Origin of the sequence: Streptomyces sp. NPDC093546, from assembly GCF_044765045.1 — a bacterium.
Classification (GTDB): Bacteria; Actinomycetota; Actinomycetes; order Streptomycetales; family Streptomycetaceae; genus Streptomyces.
Genome location: NZ_JBIWJG010000002.1, coordinates 581440 through 601142 on the forward strand (window position 1 = coordinate 581440; position 19703 = coordinate 601142).

Genomic DNA, 19703 nt, shown 5'->3' on the forward strand with positions numbered 1-19703 from the left:
ACGATGACCCCTCATTCCCTCGTCGTGCGCCGGGTGATCGGCTGGCTGACCAGACTGAGGAGCACCGTCCTGAAGGCGCGTCCCCGCCGGTGGTTCGTCCCGGTGGCCGTGCTGCTCGGGATCGCCTGCGGCGGCGCGTACGGCCTGCTGAAGACCCCGGAGTACGCGGCGACCAGCCATGTCGTCGTCGTGGCGGCCGAGGGGTCCGACCCGGCCGCGGCAATGGGGCTCGCGCAGGCGTACGGGCGGGTCGCCACCGATGTCGCCGTCACCGGCGACGCGCAGGTGGAGGCGGGCGTCCCGGCGAGCACCCTGCGCGCGAGCGTGCAGGCGGCGACTTCGCCCGACGCCCCGATGATCTCCCTCACCGGCCGGGCGGCGGACCCGGCGACCGCGGCCGCCCTGGCCGACGCGGTGGCGAGGGCCCTCGTACAGAAGGGCGGCCACACCGAGAAGAGCACCGGTGTGAAGGTCCTCCAGTTCGCCCGGGCCGCCCGGCCGACGAGCCCGGTGTCGCCGTCCGCGCCGCTCGCCGCGCTCGTCGGCGGCTGCGCGGGCGGCCTGCTGGGCGGGCTGGCGCTGCTGGTCCGGCCGCGCCACGGCGCCACGTGGGGCGGGCACCTGGCCCTGCCCGGCCCGGTGTCGCCCGCGGCGGCGCACGCGTCGGCCGGGCATCCGTCGGGCGCGCGGCCGGAGGCGGTATGAGCTGGGAGACGACCGTCTGCCGGGACGGCGAGGAGTTCGGGCGGCTCGCGGGCGAGTGGGCGGACCTGTACCGGCGGTGCGAGGCCGCCACCCCCTTCCAGGCGCACTCCTGGCTGCACTCCTGGTGGGTGTCGTACGGCACCCCGGGCCGTCTCCGTCTCGTCCTGGTACGCCGGCACGGGCGGCTCGTCGCGGCGGCGCCGCTGCGGCTGGTGCCGGGCCCGGTGCCGGTGCTGACCCACCTGGGCGGGAGCATCACCGACTTCTCGGACGTACTCGTCGACGACGCGTGCGCGCAGGCAGTCCCCGAACTGGCCCGGGCGCTCGGCGACCTCACCCGTACCGCCGTACTGGACCTGCGGGAGGTGCGCGCGGGGGCGGCCGCCGAGCGGGTCTACGCCTGCTGGCGCGGCCCGCGCCGCAGGCTGCCCGACTCCATCTGCCTGGAACTGCCGGCCCTCACCATCGACGAACTGGTCGAGCGCCTCCCGTCGGCGCGGGCGCAGCGGTCCCGCTCCAAGCTGCGCAAGATCGACCGGCTCGGCGTCCAGCAGCGCGTCGTCCCGGCCGCCGAGGTGCCGCTGGCACTGAAGCGCCTCCTGCACCTGCACGAACGGCAGTGGGCCGGGCGCGGGGTGACGGCGGAGCACCTCAGCGCCCGGTTCGCCGAGCACCTCGAACGGGCCGTGCGGCCCATGGTCGAGTCTGGCCACGCCATGGTGACGGAGTTCCGCATCGGCGGTGACGTGGTCGCCGCCGACCTCACCCTGATGTCGCCGAGGCTGTGCGGCGCCTATCTGTACGGGGCCGATCCGGCCCTGCGCGCCGGCAAGGTGGACGTGACGGCGATGCTGCTGCGCAACTGCGCGACGGAGTGCAGCGCGAACGGCCGGGCCACGCTCAGCCTGCTGCGCGGCACCGAGCCGTACAAGCGCCAGTGGCGCCCGGCGCCCGTCCGCAACCAGCGGCTGCTGCTGGCGCGCCGCCGGATGGCCCCGGCCCTGCTGCTGCGGGCGGCGTACGCGGGCGTCCGCGGCTGGGCGGCGGACGTGGCGCGCGCGCGGCGCGGCGAGGGCTGACCGGGGCTCAGGCCCGGCTGTGGTGCCACCACTCGGCGGGGACGCAGAGCGTGGTCCCGAGCCACGTGCGGATCCACGGGCCGAGGTCCACGACCCGGCACGCGGCCGACGGGGGCGCGGCGGGTTCGGGCGCCACGGGCCCCGGTTCGACGGGCACCGGCTTGGGCTCCACCGGCTCCGGTACGGGGCCGGGCTCGGTCTCCTCGGGCTTCGGCTGCGGCCGGGGCAGCGACAGCATCGTCCGGAACACCTCCGACGCCCTCGGATTGTCGTCGCACTGCCAGACGCCGTGCGGGCAGTAGTCCGTGATGGTGTGGTAGAGCGGTTTGTGTTCGGCGATCCAGTTCAGCATCCGCCGCATGTACTCGGGATTGTCGCCGTTGCGGAACAGGCCCCACTCGGGGTACGAGATCGGCTTTCCGCGGGCCGCGGCGAATTCCACGTGATGGCGCAGCCCGTAAGGCTGCTCCACCATCTCGTCGAAGGTCTCGCCCGGCGGCTGGTCGTAGGAATCCATTCCGACGATGTCGACGACGTCGTCCCCGGGATAGCACTCGGTCCACGGAACGGCGTCCGTCCCCCGGCTCGGCGCGAAGTCGAACCGGAACCGCTGCCCCGGCACGGCCCGCATGGCGGTGACGATGCGCCGCCAGTACGTCTTCCACGCCTCCGGGTCCGGCCCGCACCGGTGCGTGTACGTGATGCCGTTCATCTCCCACCCCAGGACGAGGACGGTGTCCGGCGCCTCCAGCCGTACGAGCCGCTCGGCGAGCGTCCGGAAATGGCGGTCGAACGCCCCCGCCGCGCCGAGCCGCAGCATCTGGCGCACGACCGGGTCCGGGAGGCGGTCCTCGTTGCGCGGCAGCATGGGGACGTTGAGCACGAACAGCCGGTCCTCGCGGGCGCGCCGCCACTCCGCCCAGGGCCGCAGGAAGCCGGGGAGGCCCTCGATGTTGCTCCACAGGTCGCCCGGCAGGTAGGTGTGGCCGACCCGCAGTTCGGTGCCGCCGAGCCACTGCTGCAGTTCCGTCATCCGCTGGATCCCGGGCGGGCCGTAGTGGAGGTACGCGCCCAGCGCCGGTGCCGTGACCGGGGGCGGCTCGGCGGCGTGGGCCGGTGGTGTCACGAAGGCTCCCGAGACGAGGAGACCGGCGGCGAGCGCCGTCGGCCACGTACGCGTTCTCCGTCTTTTCCGATCGGCCATGTCTGCTCCTTCGCGCGGCACGGCAACCGGGGCCGTCCGTCGGATGGATCAAAAGTATGACCAAGAGGCCGATCGGGAATGCGGGTCCGCCTTTCCGTAGACCGTTGGTGGAATTCATCGCCCGCTTGGGGCAGCGGAGCCCCGCGGACGTACGAAGCCGGTCCCGGATCACATGTCCGGGACCGGCTTCGGATCTCACTGACCGATCGGGGCAAAGGCGCTACATCACGCCCGCCGCGCTCACTTCGCCTTGTCGGAGCCGTCCTTCGAGGAGTTGATGCAGACGTTCCCGAAGGCCGGGTTGAGCAGGCCGACGATGTTGATCGTGTTGCCGCAGATGTTGATCGGCACGTGAATCGGCACCTGGACGACGTTGCCAGAGAGGATCCCCGGGCTGTTGGCGGCGACGCCGTTGGCCTCCGCGTCAGCGGCGGCGGGCGCGGCCGCGCCCAGCGCCATGACCAGACCGGCGATGGCCACCGCAGCCTTCTTGCACTTCATAGTTCGGCTTCCTTTCGCAGGAGGAAGTCATGCCACGGATTTCGTGACGATCGAGCCCGCGATGAGGGGCCCGGCTTCCACTGCGAAAATCAGAACGAAGGTGAAAGCAGAAAGACATCATTGAGGCTGATTTCCGCACTGTTTCACTCGAACGCGGAGGGGTGTGCCCGGCGAATGGCTCAACGGCTGGGCCAGACGGGTCGGGACACCAGAACCTGCCATTCGTGGTCCGGAACTCCGGGGACCGCACGCCCCTGCGCTCTCCATTCGCGCATCAGCGTGGAATAGACGGGCGACGGTTCGGACCCCGTCGCCTGCCTGCTCTGTGGAATGAGGGGCACGCGCTGCCATTTCCCGGAGCGAGGAGCCATGCCGGACCTTTCCGTTCACAGCCGTGGCGAGGCTCTCGCATCATGTCACAGCCACCCGCGCGAAATGTGCGGAAGTGCCACGAAGCGCAGGCCGAAGTGGTCGAGGGTGCGGGGCAGCGGCCGGTCGGGCCGCAGCAGGCCGGGCCGGTACGGCAGGTACGTGTGGCGCTCCAGCAGCGCGGCGAGCGTCGTCGAGGCGACCAGCAGCACCAGGTCCTGGCCCGGGCACTCGCCGGGGCCCGCGCCGAACGGCATCAGCGCCTCGGTGTCCTGCGCGGTCCCGTCCAGCCAGATCTCCGGCGTGAAACGGTGCGCGTACGGCAGGGCCTCGTCCCGGTGGAAGAGCGGCGCGTAGATCAGGAACTGTGTCCCGCCCGGAAGGGTTTCCTCGCCCCAGACGGTGTCGCGCACCGACTCGCGCACGAGGAACGGCGTGGTCGGCCACAGCCGTACGGACTCCAGGACGCAGGCGCGCGTGTACGGCAGGAGGTGCGGCTCGGTGAGGTCGGTGACGGCCAGTTCGCCCCGGACCTGCCCGGTCTGCGGCTCGTGCGTGGCGAGCACGGCGAGCGTGCGGAACGCCGCGGTGCCGGCCGCCTCGAAGGCGAGCAGCCAGTGCGGCACCTGCCCCACCGGGTCCACGGCCCCGGCGCCTCCCGCCGTGCTCGCCGCCGCACGCGCGATCTCCACGGCGAGGCTGCCCGGCTCCGCATGGTCCAGGTGGTCGCGCACCCTGCGCGCGAAACGGTCCCCCGGCCCGGTGGCCGTCCGGGTGGAGCGCAGCCGCCCCAGCGTCGCGGTGAGGTCGGTGTCGTCACGGGCGGCGTCGCCGAGCACGACGCGCCGCGCGGTGCGGTCCCACGCCTCCCGGAACGCGCTCCAGCCGATCTCGCCGTCGCCCGCGGTGGCCGCGCCGAGCAGCCGCCCGGTCTCCTCCCGTACCGCACGCACGAAGTGCGGAGCCAGGCTGTGCAGCTGCTGCCCGTACTCCAGCACTCCTTCGTTGAACGCCCGCCGCTCGTCGCGCCGCGTCCCGTGCGAGGTGAGCACGCCGTGCGGCCGGAAGTGCGGCGGGAAGTACGGGTGGACGTACGGCCGGAAGCGCACCGACGCGGCGCTCCCGGCGCCGGTCGCCGGGGCGTACGGGTCCGGCGTGCCGTCCAGGACGTGCCGGGCGTCCTCGGCGCGGAGGACGACCGCGATGTGCCGCCCGCCCAGGTCGAGCCGCAACGGGCCGGGGCCGTAGCGGTCGCGCAGCTCGGTGAGGAGCGCGATCGCGCGCCGGTCGGCCGCGGCCCGCTCGGCGAGCGCCATCGCGGCCCGGCGCCCGGTGGGGAGGCCCGCGGCGAGGGCCGGCGCGAGCAGCTGCGCGGCGACCCGCGCGGCATCGCGCCCGCCGGCCCGTGCGGGCGTGTGCGCGGCGCGCGCCTCGAGGTCCGTACCGAGGTCGCCGGCGGGGTCCGTGCTGGGCATGCCCCCCGGGTGCCCGTGCGGTCCGGCCCGAAACGATCCCCGCCGGTCCGGGGCGGGGATCGGTCGACAGGGGAGGGGCTCAGCCGCCCGTCGTGGGGCCGCCGCTGCCGAAGCCGCCGCTCGGCGCCCCGCGCCACTTCTGGTCGTCCTCGGTGCGCGGTGCCGTGTCCGGCTCCGTGTTCTCGTGCCTGAGCTCGTACGGCATCACCCGGTCCTCACGCTCGGACAGCTCGGCCGGCCTGCGGTAGCCCTCGGCCTCGCCCGGCAGGCCCGCGTCCGCCGGCCGGTGCGGCTGTTCCTCGGCCCTCGGCGGGGCGGGCTCCCGCGACCGGATGCGCCGGCCCAGCCAGAACGCGCCGATCAGGAACCCGACGAGGATGATCCCGGCCACGAGTGGGCCGATCCCCACAAGATGGTCCCTCTCGGCCAATTCCATGCTGTTCGTTATGAGAGCGTCCATACCGCATGTGTACCCGCTGGGGGCGGAGTCAGACAAAGACAAAACTATGGTCGTAAAAACGGTGAGTCCGTCTTTTCCTGATTGAGCTCTTCGAGTGACAACGCGCAACTGAAACCGCTCTGGGCTGTTGATCAGAACGACCCAAGCACAGGGTCTCTCGACGAGAAGGATGGACCATGATCAAGAAGGTTCTGGCTACCGCCGGCGTCGCCGCGGCCGTCCTGGGCGCCTCTGCTCCGATGGCCGCCGCGGTGGGCGACCACGGGGTGGACACGCAGAACGGCAACTTCGCCACCCAGTCGTACGGCAACACCTACACCGGCGGCTACATGAGCCCGCAGATCGGGCTCATTCAGGGCTCGCTCAACAAGCCCTGCGTCGCTCTGCCCATCCAGAACGTCCAGAACATCGTGGCCCTGATCAACATCGGTGTTCAGGACATCCTCAGCGACCGGCAGTACCAGCAGTGCACGGAGAACTCCACGGCGGTCAGGGGTGACGCCCCCCTGTCGCACATCCTCGAGAACGTCCTCTCGGAGAACGGCGCCGCCTCCGTCGACTAAGACGTGTGGCCACCGGTCCGCGAGACGTCCGCGCGGGCCGGTCCCCTCCGCGGCCACCACGGCCGCACGCACGAAGACTTCAGTAACCGCACGGCGCCCTCCCCGAGTGGGCGCGGCAGGACGACCCGAGCAGCGGGTCTCTCGACGAGAAGGATGGACCATGATCAAGAAGGTTCTGGCTACCGCCGGCATGGCCGCGGTCGTCCTGGGCGCCTCCGCGCCGATGGCCGCCGCGGTGGGCGACCACAGGGTGGACACGCAGAACGGCAACTTCTCGAAGCAGGTGTACGGCAACACCGTCACCGGCGGCCACATGAGCCCGCAGATCGGGCTCATTCAGGGGACGCTCAACAAGCCCTGCATCGCTGTGCCCATCCAGAACGTCCAGAACATCGTGGCCCTGCTCAACGTCGGTGTTCAGGACATCCTCAGCGACAAGCAGAACCAGCAGTGCGCGGAGAACTCCACGGCGGTCCGGGGTGACGCCCCCCTGTCGCACATCCTCGAGAACGTCATCTCCGAGAACTTCAGCGCCGCCGTCGACTAAGACGCGCCCAGCCTGTCGGTGTGACCACAGGGGCGGGCCCCGCATCCGAAGCCACGGATGCGGGGCCCGCCCCCGTCCGCGCCTCACTTGGCGTCGGCGTAGCACTCCACCGTCGCCGTCGTGAACGGAAACCGCACCGGCGTCTCGCCGAACGCGATCCGCCCGGCCGTCTCGCCGGCCGCGCGGATCGCCTCGGCGACCGCCGGGGCCTCCTCGTCCGGGCAGTGCACGATCACCTCGTCGTGCTGGAAGAACACCAGCTCGGCCCGCATGCCCGCCAGCGACCGGCGCAGCGCGGCCAGCATCAGCAGCGCCCAGTCGGCGGCGGAGCCCTGCACCACGAAGTTCCGGGTGAACCGGCCGCGCGCTCGGGCGTTCACCGACGCGTAGCCCGGCGTGAAGCCGTCGTCGGAGAGCGGCTCCTCCGTGCCGCCCTCCTGGGGGATGCCCGCCTCGTCCGCCTCGGCCGCGCCCGCCGCGCGGGGGCTCGTCCGGCCCAGCCAGGTCCGCACCAGCCGTCCCTCCTCGCCCGCCTTCGCCGCGTCGTCCACGTACGCCACCGCCCGGGGGAAGCGGCGGCGCAACGCCGCCAGGTTCTTCAGGCCGTCGCCGCTGGTCTGCCCGTAGATCGCGCCGAGCAGCGCCAGCTTGGCGTGCGCCCGGTCGCCGGAGAAGGCGCGGTCGGAGAGGCGCGTGTAGAGGTCGTCCTCGTGGCCGGCCACCTCCATCAGGCCCGGGTCGCGCGAGATGGCCGCCAGCACCCGCGGCTCCATCTGGTCCGCGTCCGCCACCACCAGCCGCCAGCCCTCGTCGGCGACGACCGCGCGGCGGATCACCCGGGGGATCTGGAGCGCCCCGCCGCCGTTGGTCGTCCAGCGGCCGCTGACCGTGCCGCCCGGCACGTACTCCGGGCGGAAGCGGCCGTCGTGCACCCAGTCCTGGAGCCAGCCCCAGCCGTGGGCCGTCCAGATCCGGTAAAGCTTCTTGTACGCGAGGAGCGGCTCGACCGCCGGGTGGTCTAGCTCGGCGAGCTCCCAGCGGCGCGTCGAGCGCACCTTGATCCCCGCCTCCGCGAACGCCTTGACCACATCGGCGGGCAGGTCCGGGCGCACCCGGCGCCCGAACGCCGCCGACACCTCGTCCGCCAGCTCCGCCAGCCGGCGCGGCTCGCCCCCGCCCGCGTACCGCTCGCCCAGGAGCTCACGCAGCACCGCCCGGTGGACGTCCGCCCGCCACGGCAGCCCGGCCCGGGACATCTCGGCGGCTACCAGCATCCCCGCCGACTCGGCCGCGGTCAGCAGCCGCATCCGGCCCGGGTGCTCGGCGGCCTCGTGTCGCCGCCCCTGGTTCGCGTACACCTCCAGCAGCGCCTCGAAGGGGACCGCCGACGGCCGCGGCTCGAACAGCGGGGTCTGCGAGCCGGGCTCGGCGGCCCTCTGCGGCGGATCGGGCGGTACGGGGAGGCCGTGCAGCCGCGCCCAGGCCGCGGCGGCCGAGCGCGGCTCGCCGAGGCGCCCCTCGTGCCCGAGCAGCAGCTGCTCGGCGGCCTCGATGTCGTAACACCGCTCCACCCGGACGCCGGCGGCCAGCAGCCGGGGGTGGAGCGCGGCCGTGGAGCGCCACACCCACCGGCCGACGTGCGGGCGGGAGCGCACCGCCTCGACGAGGTCCGGCTCGGTCAGCACGGGCCCGGCGGGCAGCCCGTCGGGCCCGAGGGGGGCGAGCCGCGCCCCGCCGCCCTCGGTGCCGTCCACGAGCCAGCGTTCGTTCACACGGGCGAGTCTGGCACCCGGCACTGACAATCCCGGCCATCCCGGGTGCCGGTAAGGTGGCGCGGAATTCCGGGACGGACGAAGGGTGGCTCATGGCGCGTGCCGGGTTGACGGCCGACCGGCTGACGCGGGCGGCGGCGGATCTGGCGGACGAGGTGGGCCTGGAGAAGGTCACCGTGTCGGCCGTGGCGCGGAGCTTCGGAGTCAAGGACGCGAGCCTGTACTCGCACGTCAAGAGCCTCGCCGACCTGCGCACCCGGGTCGCGGTCCTCGCCGCCCGCGAGTTCGCCGACCGCCTCACGTCCGCCGTCGCGGGCCGCGCGGGCGGTGACGCGCTGCGCGCCTTCGCCGACGCGTACCGGGCCTTCGCCCTGGAGCACCCCGGGCGGTACGCGGCGTACCAGCTGCGGCTGGATCCGGCCGTGATCGCCGAGTCGCCCGGCCACCTGCGCTCCATCGAGACCACGACCGCCGTGCTGGGCGGCTACGGCCTGACCGAGCCGGACCTGACGGACGCGGTCCGGCTGCTGCGCAGCACGTTCCACGGCTGGGCCGGCATCGAGGCGGCGTCGGGCTTCGCCCACCCGCGCGACGTCGACGCGTCGTGGAGGCGCGCGGTCGACGCGCTGGACGCGGTGCTGTCCCACTGGCCGCCGGCGGCGGCCTGACCGGGCCTGACACGGCCGGACGCCGGTTGTCGGTGGTGGCTGCGACCATGGTGTCCGGGTGGGGAAACGGCTGTGAGGAGGCACGTCGATGGCGGTGGGGTCGCGCAGGGGTGGAGGGACCGGGATGGCGAGCGGCCGGGCGCGCCGGGCGCTGGCTGAGCGGCAGCGATGAGCACCGCGGTCGACAAGGCGCTGGCCGCCGCGCTGTACGCCGAGGACGACGCGGCGCTCGACACCGGCGCGTCCCTGCTCGCCGCCGACCCGGCCGCGGACGAGGAGCTGGCGCGGCGCGGCGAGGAGTTCGTGCGCGGGGCGTGGCAGCGCGGCTGGCAGCCCGCCGATGTCGTCCGGCTGGTACGGCGCGAGCTCGACGAGCACCATGTGCGGTTGGTGTCGGAGCTGATCGCCGCCGAGGCGCGGGCGTACGCCGAGCTGCCGCCCCGCTGGGCCGCCCAGCTCGCCGAGCTGCCCGCCGGCGCCGCCTGGCGCGCGGACCGCTTCTCCTACGCGACGGCCGTGCTGGAGCTGTACCGGCTGCTGGCCCGGCTGCCCGCGATCGAGCCGGTCGGCCCGGCGCCGGGCGCCGCCGTGCCGTACGCGGTGCCGGTGCACGGCGAGCCGCGGATGCTCGCCCGGATCCGGGCGCTGCTCGCCAAGGCGGAGGCGACGGGGTATCCGGAGGAGGCGGAGGCGTTCACCGCGAAGGCGCAGGAGCTGATGGCGCGCCACAGCCTCGACGAGGCGGCGCTCGCGGCGCGCACCCACAGCGCGGACGAGCCCGCCGCGAGGCGCATCGGCGTCGACGCGCCGTACGAGACGGCGAAGGCGATCCTGCTGGACGCCGTCGCGGCGGCGAACCACTGCCGGGCCGTGTGGAACGAGGCCTTCGGCTTCTCGACGGTCGTCGGCTACGAACCGGACCTGGAGGTCGTCGAGCTCCTCTACACCTCGCTGCTGGTGCAGGGCACGGGCGCGATGACGAAGGCGGAGGCCGCGCAGCGCGCGGGCGGGCGGAAGCGTACGAAGACGTTCCGCCAGTCGTTCCTGCTGGCGTACGCGCAGCGGATAGGCGACCGGCTGGCGTCCACGTCGCGCCGGGTCGCCGCCGGCGAACCGACGCTGCTGCCGGTGCTGGCGGCGCGGGACGTGGCGGTGACGGCGCAGGCGGACCGGATGTTCCCCGCCACGACGACCACCCGCGTGCGCGGCGCGACGGACGCGGCGGGCTGGGAGCACGGCCGGGACGCGGCCGACCGGGCCAGGACCGAGCCCCCGGGAGGCGCGCTGCCGCGCTAGGGGGTGTCCGCGTCTTCGCCGTCGGGCCTTCTGTCCGGTATGTCGGGGTATGCCGTTACCCTCGTGCCCATGACCTGGCTCCGCGCGCTCAAGGCGACCGCCCGTGCGGGGCTGACGGTGGAGCGGCGGCGGCTGGAGCCGCTGGTCGCGCTGCGGGGGGCCGTCGGGCTGGCGCTGGTCGTCGGGGTGAGCCTCACGGCGTTCGGGCCCGCCGTGGCGGTGAGTTCGGCGTTCGGGGCGTTCCAGGCGGCGGTGGCCACCTTCCAGCGGAGCTGGCGGCCCCGGCCGACGCTGGCGCTCGCGTCCGGGGTGAGTCTCGCCGTGTCGACCTTCATCGGGTACCTGACGGGCGCTCACCCTGTGCTGTTCCTCTGCCTGCTCGTGGCGTGGACGTTCCTCGCCGGTCTCGCGTGGGTCGCCGGACCGACCGCCGGGGTCATCGCGTCGTCGAACGTCGCCATCATGCTGGTCACCGTCACCCTCCCCACCTCCGTCGCCGCCGCGGCCGGCCACGCGCTCGTCATCGCCGCCGGCGGGCTCGTCCAGGCCGCGCTCATCGTGCTCGTGCCCCTCCGCCGGTGGGGCCCGCACCGCGACGCGCTCGCCGGCGCGCTGGCCGCCGAGGCCGACTACGCGCGGCGGCTGCGGCACGACCCGCACGCGCCCTTCGACCCGGTGCCGCTCATGACGGCCCGCAGCGCCGCCGCCGTCACCCGCCGCCAGGCCCGCCGCCGGCCGGCCGAACTGCACGGGGCGCGCGGGCTCGCCGAACGCATCCGGCCGGTGCTCGCCTCGCTCGCCGACCCGGCGATCGGCGTCCCGCGCGAGGGCCCGCAGCGCGACCGGGTGCGCGAACTCCTCGGCGCCGCCGGGACCGTCCTCGACACCGCCGCCGACGCGATCCGCCACGGCCGCCCGGCCACCATCCCGCCCGCAGCGCTCGCCGCCCTCCGCACGCCCGACACCGGGGCGATCCTCACCGGCCCGGCCCGCCGCGCGGCCGTCCGCCTCGCCGCGCTCCTGGAGGACGTCGTCGAGACGGCGGCGCCCAGCGGCCGGGCCGAACCGGGCGAGGCCCGCGCACGCCCCCCGCTCCTGAGCCTCCTGCCCGGCGTCGTGCGCGACGTCCGGGGCGAACTGCGCGGCGGCTCACCGGTCTTCCGGCACGCCGTGCGCGTCTCGGCCGTCGCCGGGCTCGGCTACCTCCTCGGCGCGGCGCTGCCCTTCGGGCACGGCTACTGGGCGCCGATGGCCGCCGTCATGGTGATGCGCCCCGACTTCACGCAGACCTACGCCCGCTCGGTGGCCCGCTTCTGCGGCACCCTGCTCGGCGTGGCGCTGGCCACCGCCGTCGTCCGGACCGCGACCCCGGGCACGTACACCTCCGCCGCGCTCGCCGTGTGCTGCGCCTTCGGGATGTTCCTGCTGATGCGTACGGGCTACGCCGCCGCGCAGGTCTGCGTCTCGGCGTACGTCGTGTTCCTGCTCGGCATGGGCGGCGAGACCTGGGACCAGACGGTCCCGGAGCGGGTGCTGCTGACGCTGCTCGGCGGCGTGCTGGCGATGGTGGCGTACGCCGTGTACCCGGCGTGGGAGACGCCCCGGCTGCGCGGGCGGCTCGCCGACTGGCTGGCGGCGGACGGGCGGTACGCCGCCTGCGTGCTCGCCCACTACGCGAACCCGGCCGCCGGGCGCGACGGCGAGGCCGCCGCCGACGTACGGGAAGCCGTCCTCGCCACCCGTACCGCCCGGGTCGCGTGGCAGGAGGCGCACGCGCGCGCCACCCACGAGCCGGTCAGGCACCGGGGCCTGTCCCACGCCGCCGCCGACGGCGCGGAGCAGGCCCTCGCGCAGCTGGGCCGGGTCACGATGCTGATGGAGGCGCACCTCCCGGACCGCGACGCCGCCCCGCTGCCCGCGGCCGCCGCCCTCGCCGACACCCTGCGCCGCGCGACCGCACGCGGCGCCAAGGACATCCGCGAGCGCCGCGTGCCGCGCTGGGACGAGGTGCGGGTCGGGGACGCCGAGGTCCCGGACCCGGTCGTCCGCGACGGCGTGCGCCTGCTGCGCGAGGCGCTGGAGTCGCTGTCCGACGCCCTGCGGGACAGTCCTTAGGGCTGCGGCGGCAGGGACGGCAGCGAGGTCGGGACGTTCTCGCCGACCGTCGCCCTGGTGAGCGTGTCGGTGGTGCCGCCGTCCCAGGTCACGACGAGCTTTCCGCCCGCGGCCTCCCGCGCGGTGCCGCGCGCCCGGTCCGTGCCGCCGTCCCGGCACTTCACCGTCAGGGAGACCACGCCCTGCCCCGCGTCCTTCGCGAAGCCCTGGCAGAGCCGGGACTCCGCGAGCACGACGGCGTGGCCCTTCTTGACGGTGAGGTTCACGGCCTTGCCGTCGGTGACGCCGAGCCAGGCGCCTTCGAGGGCGGGCGGGGGTGCGGGCGCGGCCGTCGGCGTGGCCGGGGAAGCCGCCGGGGACGGGGTGCCGGGCGAGGGTGCCGGGGACACGCCGCCGTCGGTCTTCCCTCGGCCGTCGCCCGGGTCCGCGCCGCCGCCGCAGCCGGTCAGTGCGAGCGCGGCCGCGCAACCGGCTGCCGCGACGGCCGCGTTCCGTACGAGCCTCTGCGCGTTCACGGCGCCAAGCTACCAGCCGGTACGGGCCGGCGGGCGTGTCCGCGTACTACCAGGAGGACTTGCGCACCCCCGGCAGGAACCCGGCGTGCGCCTGCTGCCGCACGTTCACCCGGGACATGCCGAACTTCCGCAGGTGGCCGCGGGGCCGCCCGTCCACGCTGTCCCGGTTGCGTACGCGCGTGGGGCTGGCGTCGCGCGGCTGGCGCCGCAGCTCCGCCTGGGCGGCGAGGCGTTCGGCCTCCGGCGTCGAGGGGCGGCGGATGAGCGCCTTCAGCTCGGCGCGCCGGGCCGCGTACCGCTCGACGACCGTCTTGCGCTGCTCGTTGCGCGCGATCTTGCTCTTCTTGGCCATCAGACCTTCACCCCGCGGGCGCGGATACGGGCCACCGCCGCCTCGATGCCGATGGTGTCGACGGTCTTGATGCCCTTGGTGGACAGGGTCAGCCGGACGTACCGGCCCTCGCTCGGCAGCCAGTAGCGCTTGCGCTGGATGTTGGGGTCGAAGCGGCGCGACGTACGCCGGTGGGAGTGCGAGATGCGGTTGCCGAAGCCCGGCTGGGCGCCGGTCAGCTGGCAGTGGGCGGACAAGGTGACCTACCTCTCGTGAGCCTTCCAAGACTGTGGCTTGGTAATGGAAACCATTTTCACATACTCTCGCCCCATGGCCCGCAACGAACTCCGACCGGTCATCAAGCTCCGGTCCACCGCCGGCACCGGCTACACCTACGTGACCCGCAAGAACCGCCGTAACGACCCCGACCGCATGACGCTGCGCAAGTACGACCCGGTCGTCGGACGGCACGTCGACTTCCGAGAGGAGCGCTGAGCCCAGCGATGAAGCCCGGAATCCACCCTCCGTACGAGCCCGTCGTCTTCCGTGACAAGGCCGGCGGCTTCGCCTTCCTGACCCGCTCGACCGCCACCAGCGACAAGACGGTCGAGTGGGAGGACGGCAACACCTACCCCGTCATCGACGTCGAGATCTCCTCCGCGAGCCACCCCTTCTACACGGGCCAGGCGCGGGTGCTGGACACGGCCGGGCGCGTGGAGAAGTTCCAGAAGCGCTACGGGGCCGACGGCCGCCGCGGGGCGCGCTGATGTTGGCCGTCGCGATCGTCGGCGGGCTGCACGCGGACGCCCGCGCCGCCGCCGTGGAGCGGCTGCTCGCCACCGTCCCCGGCAGCGTGGCGCTCCACCACGACCTGTCGACGGCGCCCGAGGGCACGGTCGTCCGTACCGTGCGGGACGCCACCGGTGTGCTGTCGACGGGTGAGACGCCGCTGGTCAACGACTGCGCGTGCTGCGCGCTGCGCGAGGACCTGGTGCCCGAGCTGGAGCGGCTGGCGGATGCCGGGCTCACCCGGCTCGCGGTCGTCGAGCTGTGGGACTCCGTCGAGCCCAAGGCGATGGCCGAGGTGGTCGCGGCGGCCGGACTGCGGGTCACGTCCGTCATCACGGCCGTGGACCCGGCGCTCCTCCTGCCGTACCTCGGCAACGGCGACGACCTGATGGAGGCGGGCCTCGCCGCGGCCGCCACCGACCAGCGCACGGTCGCCGACACCTGGGCGCGCCAGCTGGAGTACGCGCCCGTCCTCGCCGTCCTCGACAGCCCCGAGGCCGACGACGAGGACCGGGCGCTGCTCGCCCAGCTGCACCCGACCGCCCGCCGGGTCCCGGTGGAGGGGGACCCGGCGGGGGACCTGGCGGCGGCCGCGCTGGCCGGCTTCGACGTCGAGGCCGCGGCGGCGGCGCAGCACCCGGCGTGCGCGCTGCTGCCGCAGGACGCGGACGCGCACGGCGTCGGTACGTACGTGTGGCACCGGCGCCGGCCGTTCCACCCGGGCCGGCTGTACGCGGCGCTGGAGGACCTGTGCTGCGCGGCCGCCCGCAGCCGGGGGCGGTTCTGGCTGGCGGACCGGCCCGACACGCTGCTGGCGTGGGACGCGGCGGGCGGCGCGCTGTGCGTCGAGCCGGCCGGGCCGTGGCTCGCCTCGCTGCCGGACGCCGCCTGGGAGATGGTCCCGCCGGTGCGCCGGGCGGCCGCCGCGCTGGACTGGGACCCCGAGCACGGGGACCGCTGCCAGCACCTCGTCTTCACCTCGCCGGGCCTGGACCGCGAGGGGCTCGCCGAGCTGCTCGACTCCTGCCTGCTCACCGACGCGGAGTACGCCGCGGGCCGCGAGGCCTGGCAGCGGCTGCCGTCCGCCTTCGACGCCCTCCTGGAGGTCTGACCCCATGTCCCCCCGCCGCTCCGCCGCCGATCGCAAGCCCGCGAAGAACCGGCCCAACCCGCTGGACCGCGACGGCATCACGTACGTCGACTACAAGGACACCGACCTGCTGCGGAAGTTCATCTCGGACCGCGGCAAGATCCGCAGCCGGCGTGTGACGCGCGTCTCGGCGCAGCAGCAGCGGATGCTCGCGCGGGCCATCAAGAACGCCCGCGAGATGGCGCTGCTGCCGTACTCGTCGTCCCCGCGCTGACGTCTCCGCGCGCCCCGTACAGGCCCCCCGCTCGCCCAGGCGGGGGGCCTTCGCGTGCATACCTGCGCAGGTGCGGGAGCCAGAAAGGCCTTTCGTGCGTCTTTACTCCTGGACGGGGGGTGTAACGGAAGGACCACCCGGCGTGCACGTGCATCTGCTCATGCAGGTGCATATGAACGAAGCTATGATCGCGCATAGTTGACATCTGCACCATGTATCTCGGGGAGCGTCCTGTGCACCACGTGTACAACGGCATGGCGGCCACAGAGCTTCACGGGGTCGTCTGGCAGAAGAGCAGACACAGCAACTCGCAGGGCTCCTGCGTGGAGTTCGCCAAACTGCCCGGCGGCGACGTCGCCGTACGCAATTCACGGCACCCGGACGGGCCCGCGCTGGTGTACACGCCGGCGGAGATAGAGGCGCTGCTGCTGGGCGTGAAGGACGGCGAGTTCGACCACCTGGTCGGCGGCTGAGGCGCGGCGGCACGGCGAGCGTGGCGGCCCGGCGGGCGCGGCACGGCCGCGCCCGCCTGGCTCTTCATAGGGCCTGGGCCTACGGCGCCGGGGTCGCGGCGGGTGCGCCCGGCGGGGTGTCCGGCAGCCGGAACAGCGCCCAGACCACCTTCCCGCGCAGCGTCCCGGCCAGCGGGTGCCAGCCCCAGCTGTCGCTGAAGGACTCGACCAGGAGCAGGCCCCGGCCCGACTCGGCCGAGAAGTCCTCGGCGGACTCGCGCGCGGTCGGGCTGTCCGGGCTCGGGTCGCGGACCGCGCACACCAGTCGGCTCGCCCAGCGCATCAGGTGCAGCCGTACCGGGGGCGACTCGCCGGGGGAGAGGGCGTCCCGGCCGGGCGCGTCCGCGGGCAGCGCGTGCCGCAGCGCGTTGGTGACGAGTTCGGAGACCACGAGCGAGACGTCGTCGAAGCGGTCGTTCAGATCCCATTGGGCGAGCGTCGCCGCGGTGAACCGGCGTGCGCCGCGCACCGCTTCGTAGCGGGCCGGCAGGGCGCAGGAGGCGGAGCTGGAGACGGAAGCGGCATCGATCGGCGGAAGCCCCTGCCTTAACGGCTCGAGCATGGTCGATCCATTCGTCCCCATGCGAGGCACTCCCGGGATTCGCGGCTGTGGTGCGACAACACGAACGAGTACGCAGGTGCGCGGGGACCATGGTTCCGAATGCGACCACCTGATGCAAGGGCAGATGCACGTGCACGTGCCCGACCTGTCCACCCCCGTGACGGTTACTGGCCATATCTTCCGGCAACGGATTTCACTTCACCGCTCGTCACGGCGGCTCCGCACGGTCAAGGCTTCGCCTATCCGTAACCGATCGAGTACACGCTGAAGCGTTTGGTGGCAGAATCCGGCATCTCGGGGCTCGGGGGTGCTCCGTCGTACACATCAGCGATGGGGAGGGTTGGAGACGTGACCGCAAGTGAATCGAGCGGTTCCGTGGTGCGGCGCATCCTGCTGGGCTCGCAGCTGCGGCGGCTGCGCGAGTCGCGCGGCATCACCCGTGAGGCCGCCGGCTATTCGATCCGGGCGTCCGAATCAAAGATCAGCCGCATGGAGTTGGGACGGGTGAGCTTCAAGGCGCGGGACGTCGAGGACCTGCTCACGCTCTACGGCGTCACCGACGAGACCGAGCGCGAGTCGCTCCTCGGGCTCGCCCGCGAGGCCAACCTGGCCGGCTGGTGGCACAGTTACGGCGACGTGCTGCCGGGCTGGTTCCAGACGTACATCGGTCTGGAGAGCGCCGCCTCGCTCATCCGGATCTACGAAGTGCAGTTCGTCCACGGCCTGTTGCAGACCGAGGAGTACGCGCACGCCGTCGTCACGCGCGGCATGCCCGACGCCCCCCGCGCCGAGATCGACCGCCGGGTCGCGCTGCGCCTGGAGCGCCAGAAGATCCTCGTCTCCGAGCGGGCACCGCACTTTCACGCCGTTCTCGACGAGGCGGCCCTGCGCCGCCCGTACGGCGACCGCGCCGTGATGCGCGACCAGCTCAAGCACCTGATCGAGGTCTCGGAGCGGCCCAACGTCACCCTCCAGGTCATGCCGTTCAGCTTCGGCGGCCACGCGGGCGAGAGCGGCGCCTTCACCCTGCTGCGCTTCCCCGAGTCCGACCTCTCCGACATCGTCTACCTGGAGCAGCTGACGAGCGCGCTGTACCTCGACAAGCGCGAGGAGGTGGCCCAGTACGAGCGGGTCATGGGGCGGCTGCATCAGGACAGCCCGGGGCCGGAGGAGAGCCGGGATCTTCTCAGGGGTCTCCTCCAACTCACCTGACTCGTCAGTACGATGACGACACGTCAACACAGCGGAACTGACCACCCCCTGAGCCCGCACGCCCGCACGCCTACGCGCCTGCCTGCCTGCCGGAAGGAATGGCATGTCGTACTTCACAGACCTGGCCCTGCAGTACATAGACGGTGAGTGGCGGGCCGGCGGCGGCTCGTGGGACATCATCGACTTCAACCCGTACAACGAGGAGAAGCTCGCCTCCATCACCGTCGCCACCGTCGACGAGATAGACCAGGCCTACCGCGCGGCCGAGCGGGCCCAGCGCGCGTGGGCCGACACCAACCCGTACACGCGCCGCGCCGTCTTCGAGCGGGCGCTGCGGATCATCGAGGAGCGCGAGGGCGAGATCACCGAGGCGATCATCGCCGAGCTCGGTGGCACGCGCACCAAGGCCGCCTTCGAGCTCCACCTCGCCAAGGAGTTCCTGCGCGAGTCGATCCACCTGGCGCTGCGGCCCGAGGGCCGCATCGTGCCGTCGCCGGTCGACGGCAAGGAGAACCGCCTCTACCGCGTCCCGGTCGGGGTCGTGGGCGTCATCAGCCCCTTCAACTTCCCCTTCCTCCTGTCGATCAAGTCGGTCGCCCCGGCCCTCGCCCTCGGCAACGCGGTCGTCCTCAAGCCGCACCAGAACACCCCGATCCTCGGCGGCACCCTGGTCGCGAAGGTCTTCGAGGACGCGGGCCTGCCGCCCGGCCTGCTCAACGTCGTGATCACCGACATCGCCGAGATCGGCGACGCGCTGATCGAGCACCCGGTGCCCAAGGTCATCTCCTTCACCGGCTCCGACCGGGTCGGCCGCCACGTCGCCACCGTCTGCGCCGCCAACTTCAAGCGCGCCGTCCTCGAGCTCGGCGGCAACAGCGCCCTCATCGTCCTGGACGACGCGGACGTCGACTACGCCGTGGACGCGGCGGTCTTCAGCCGGTTCGTGCACCAGGGGCAGGTCTGCATGGCGGCGAACCGGATCCTGGTGGACCGGTCGGTGGAGCAGGAGTTCACCGAGAAGTTCGTCGCCAAGGTGCGCACCCTCAAGGCCGGTGACCCGGCCGACCCGGCCACCCACCTCGGGCCGCTCATCAACTCCACGCAGGCCGAGGCGGTCTCCTCGCTCGTCGACCAGACCGTCGAGGCGGGCGCGACGGCGCTGGTGCGCGGCGCGACCGCGGGCAACGTCGTGGCGCCGACCGTCCTGACCGGTCTGCCGGCCGACTCCCCGGTGCTGAGCCAGGAGATCTTCGGCCCGGTGGCGATCCTGATCCCCTTCGACGGGGAGGACGAGGCGGTACGGATCGCCAACGACACCCCGTACGGGCTGAGCGGCGCCGTCCACACGGGCGACGTGGAGCGCGGCGTACGGCTCGCGCAGCGCGTCCACACCGGCATGATCCACATCAACGACGGCACCGTGCACGACGAGCCGATCGTGCCGTTCGGAGGTGAGAAGCACTCCGGTGTCGGGCGGTTGAACGGCGAGGCGACGGTGGACGCGTTCACCACGTACAAGTGGATCTCGATCCAGTACGGCCGCAGCCGCTTCCCGTTCTGAGAAGTCTTCCGGAAACCGGGGATAGAGGACGGTATCTGTCCTCAACGGTTCGTAGTGTGGCGGGTGTTGGAGGGGTGCGGACGGTGCCCCTCCCCCCGGTCGG

At 73.4% G+C, this 19703-nt stretch carries 23 protein-coding genes; 14 read left to right on the forward strand and 9 right to left on the reverse strand.

The genetic code is table 11. The annotated features are described in order from the left end of the window. Nucleotides 1-3 precede the first annotated feature (3 nt). Together ACIRNI_RS05830 and ACIRNI_RS05835 are read left to right on the forward strand one after the other, a co-directional pair. Entirely contained in the window at nucleotides 4-705 is a 702-nt protein-coding gene (locus tag ACIRNI_RS05830; RefSeq protein WP_403548645.1) for a lipopolysaccharide biosynthesis protein, read from the forward strand. Continuing rightward, a complete protein-coding gene (locus ACIRNI_RS05835; RefSeq protein WP_403548647.1) occupies nucleotides 702-1784 on the forward strand; it encodes a GNAT family N-acetyltransferase in 1083 nt (360 codons plus the stop codon). The genes ACIRNI_RS05830 and ACIRNI_RS05835 overlap by 4 nt, the downstream gene beginning before the upstream one ends. Nucleotides 1785-1791: 7 nt before the next feature. Here the strand turns inward: ACIRNI_RS05835 and ACIRNI_RS05840 are convergent, their stop codons facing one another. From ACIRNI_RS05840 to ACIRNI_RS05855, 4 genes are all read right to left on the reverse strand, one after another. After that, nucleotides 1792-2988 carry a glycoside hydrolase family 26 protein gene (locus ACIRNI_RS05840; RefSeq protein ID WP_403548649.1) on the reverse strand — a complete coding sequence of 399 codons (1197 nt, stop codon included), beginning with the start codon at nucleotides 2986-2988 and terminating at the stop codon, nucleotides 1792-1794. 240 nt (nucleotides 2989-3228) lie between these two features. Continuing rightward, the gene (locus ACIRNI_RS05845) at nucleotides 3229-3489 is read right to left on the reverse strand and encodes a chaplin (RefSeq protein WP_403548650.1); all 261 of its coding nucleotides are present in this window, start codon (nucleotides 3487-3489) and stop codon (nucleotides 3229-3231) included. A gap of 416 nt (nucleotides 3490-3905) precedes the next feature. Further along, complete coding sequence (locus ACIRNI_RS05850; RefSeq protein ID WP_403548652.1) at nucleotides 3906-5333, reverse strand: cytochrome P450; 1428 nt, start codon at nucleotides 5331-5333, stop codon at nucleotides 3906-3908. Nucleotides 5334-5412: 79 nt separating this feature from the next. Beyond that, nucleotides 5413-5793: a DUF6479 family protein gene (locus tag ACIRNI_RS05855; RefSeq protein WP_403548654.1), complete on the reverse strand. Its 381-nt coding sequence runs from the start codon at nucleotides 5791-5793 to the stop codon at nucleotides 5413-5415. Nucleotides 5794-5969: 176 nt separating this feature from the next. Here ACIRNI_RS05855 and ACIRNI_RS05860 point away from each other — a divergent pair, with 176 nt between their 5' ends. After that, nucleotides 5970-6356 carry a rodlin gene (locus ACIRNI_RS05860; protein ID WP_403548656.1) on the forward strand — a complete coding sequence of 129 codons (387 nt, stop codon included), beginning with the start codon at nucleotides 5970-5972 and terminating at the stop codon, nucleotides 6354-6356. Nucleotides 6357-6516: 160 nt separating this feature from the next. Further along, nucleotides 6517-6903 (forward strand): rodlin, encoded by a 387-nt coding sequence (locus ACIRNI_RS05865; RefSeq protein WP_403548658.1) that lies wholly within the window; start codon nucleotides 6517-6519, stop codon nucleotides 6901-6903. 83 nt (nucleotides 6904-6986) lie between these two features. On the opposite strand, the gene ACIRNI_RS05870 is transcribed toward ACIRNI_RS05865, so the two are convergent. After that, a complete protein-coding gene (locus ACIRNI_RS05870; RefSeq protein WP_403548660.1) occupies nucleotides 6987-8675 on the reverse strand; it encodes a bifunctional 3'-5' exonuclease/DNA polymerase in 1689 nt (562 codons plus the stop codon). Between the two features lie 92 nt (nucleotides 8676-8767). Between ACIRNI_RS05870 and ACIRNI_RS05875 the strand changes: the two genes are divergently transcribed. From ACIRNI_RS05875 to ACIRNI_RS05885, 3 genes are all read left to right on the forward strand, one after another. Beyond that, entirely contained in the window at nucleotides 8768-9343 is a 576-nt protein-coding gene (locus tag ACIRNI_RS05875; protein ID WP_403548661.1) for a TetR/AcrR family transcriptional regulator, read from the forward strand. 168 nt (nucleotides 9344-9511) lie between these two features. Then, nucleotides 9512-10639 (forward strand): DUF2786 domain-containing protein, encoded by a 1128-nt coding sequence (locus ACIRNI_RS05880; RefSeq protein ID WP_403548663.1) that lies wholly within the window; start codon nucleotides 9512-9514, stop codon nucleotides 10637-10639. 69 nt (nucleotides 10640-10708) lie between these two features. Beyond that, the gene (locus ACIRNI_RS05885; RefSeq protein WP_403548665.1) at nucleotides 10709-12754 is read left to right on the forward strand and encodes an FUSC family protein; all 2046 of its coding nucleotides are present in this window, start codon (nucleotides 10709-10711) and stop codon (nucleotides 12752-12754) included. Here the strand turns inward: ACIRNI_RS05885 and ACIRNI_RS05890 are convergent. The 3 genes from ACIRNI_RS05890 to rpmB are packed head-to-tail and all read right to left on the reverse strand — an operon-like array spanning nucleotide 12751 to nucleotide 13857. Further along, on the reverse strand, nucleotides 12751-13269 hold the full coding sequence (locus ACIRNI_RS05890; RefSeq protein ID WP_403548667.1) for a hypothetical protein: 519 nt from the start codon (nucleotides 13267-13269) through the stop codon (nucleotides 12751-12753). The genes ACIRNI_RS05885 and ACIRNI_RS05890 overlap by 4 nt on opposite strands. A 46-nt stretch (nucleotides 13270-13315) precedes the next feature. Beyond that, nucleotides 13316-13621, reverse strand: a complete 306-nt coding sequence (rpsN, locus tag ACIRNI_RS05895) for a 30S ribosomal protein S14 (protein WP_355363119.1) — start codon at nucleotides 13619-13621, stop codon at nucleotides 13316-13318. Continuing rightward, a complete protein-coding gene (rpmB, locus tag ACIRNI_RS05900) occupies nucleotides 13621-13857 on the reverse strand; it encodes a 50S ribosomal protein L28 (RefSeq protein WP_344356933.1) in 237 nt (78 codons plus the stop codon). Before rpmB ends, rpsN begins: the two co-directional genes overlap by 1 nt. Before the next feature lie 73 nt (nucleotides 13858-13930). Between rpmB and rpmG the strand changes: the two genes are divergently transcribed. The 5 genes from rpmG to ACIRNI_RS05925 all read left to right on the forward strand — a co-directional run bounded on the left by rpmG (nucleotide 13931) and on the right by ACIRNI_RS05925 (nucleotide 16226). After that, complete coding sequence (rpmG, locus tag ACIRNI_RS05905; RefSeq protein ID WP_003999141.1) at nucleotides 13931-14095, forward strand: 50S ribosomal protein L33; 165 nt, start codon at nucleotides 13931-13933, stop codon at nucleotides 14093-14095. An 8-nt stretch (nucleotides 14096-14103) separates the two neighbouring features. Beyond that, nucleotides 14104-14367: a type B 50S ribosomal protein L31 gene (locus ACIRNI_RS05910; protein WP_355363116.1), complete on the forward strand. Its 264-nt coding sequence runs from the start codon at nucleotides 14104-14106 to the stop codon at nucleotides 14365-14367. Next, nucleotides 14367-15500: a CobW family GTP-binding protein gene (locus tag ACIRNI_RS05915; protein ID WP_403548670.1), complete on the forward strand. Its 1134-nt coding sequence runs from the start codon at nucleotides 14367-14369 to the stop codon at nucleotides 15498-15500. Before ACIRNI_RS05910 ends, ACIRNI_RS05915 begins: the two co-directional genes overlap by 1 nt. Nucleotides 15501-15504: 4 nt before the next feature. Further along, nucleotides 15505-15753 (forward strand): 30S ribosomal protein S18, encoded by a 249-nt coding sequence (rpsR, locus tag ACIRNI_RS05920; RefSeq protein WP_355363112.1) that lies wholly within the window; start codon nucleotides 15505-15507, stop codon nucleotides 15751-15753. Nucleotides 15754-15986: 233 nt separating this feature from the next. Further along, nucleotides 15987-16226: a DUF397 domain-containing protein gene (locus ACIRNI_RS05925; protein ID WP_355363110.1), complete on the forward strand. Its 240-nt coding sequence runs from the start codon at nucleotides 15987-15989 to the stop codon at nucleotides 16224-16226. A gap of 79 nt (nucleotides 16227-16305) precedes the next feature. Here the strand turns inward: ACIRNI_RS05925 and ACIRNI_RS05930 are convergent, their stop codons facing one another. Continuing rightward, entirely contained in the window at nucleotides 16306-16848 is a 543-nt protein-coding gene (locus ACIRNI_RS05930) for an ATP-binding protein (protein ID WP_403548673.1), read from the reverse strand. A gap of 309 nt (nucleotides 16849-17157) precedes the next feature. Here ACIRNI_RS05930 and ACIRNI_RS05935 point away from each other — a divergent pair, with 309 nt between their 5' ends. Next, the gene (locus tag ACIRNI_RS05935) at nucleotides 17158-18039 is read left to right on the forward strand and encodes a helix-turn-helix transcriptional regulator (protein ID WP_355363106.1); all 882 of its coding nucleotides are present in this window, start codon (nucleotides 17158-17160) and stop codon (nucleotides 18037-18039) included. Between the two features lie 103 nt (nucleotides 18040-18142). After that, nucleotides 18143-19600 (forward strand): aldehyde dehydrogenase family protein, encoded by a 1458-nt coding sequence (locus ACIRNI_RS05940; RefSeq protein ID WP_403548675.1) that lies wholly within the window; start codon nucleotides 18143-18145, stop codon nucleotides 19598-19600. Nucleotides 19601-19703: the final 103 nt, after the last annotated feature.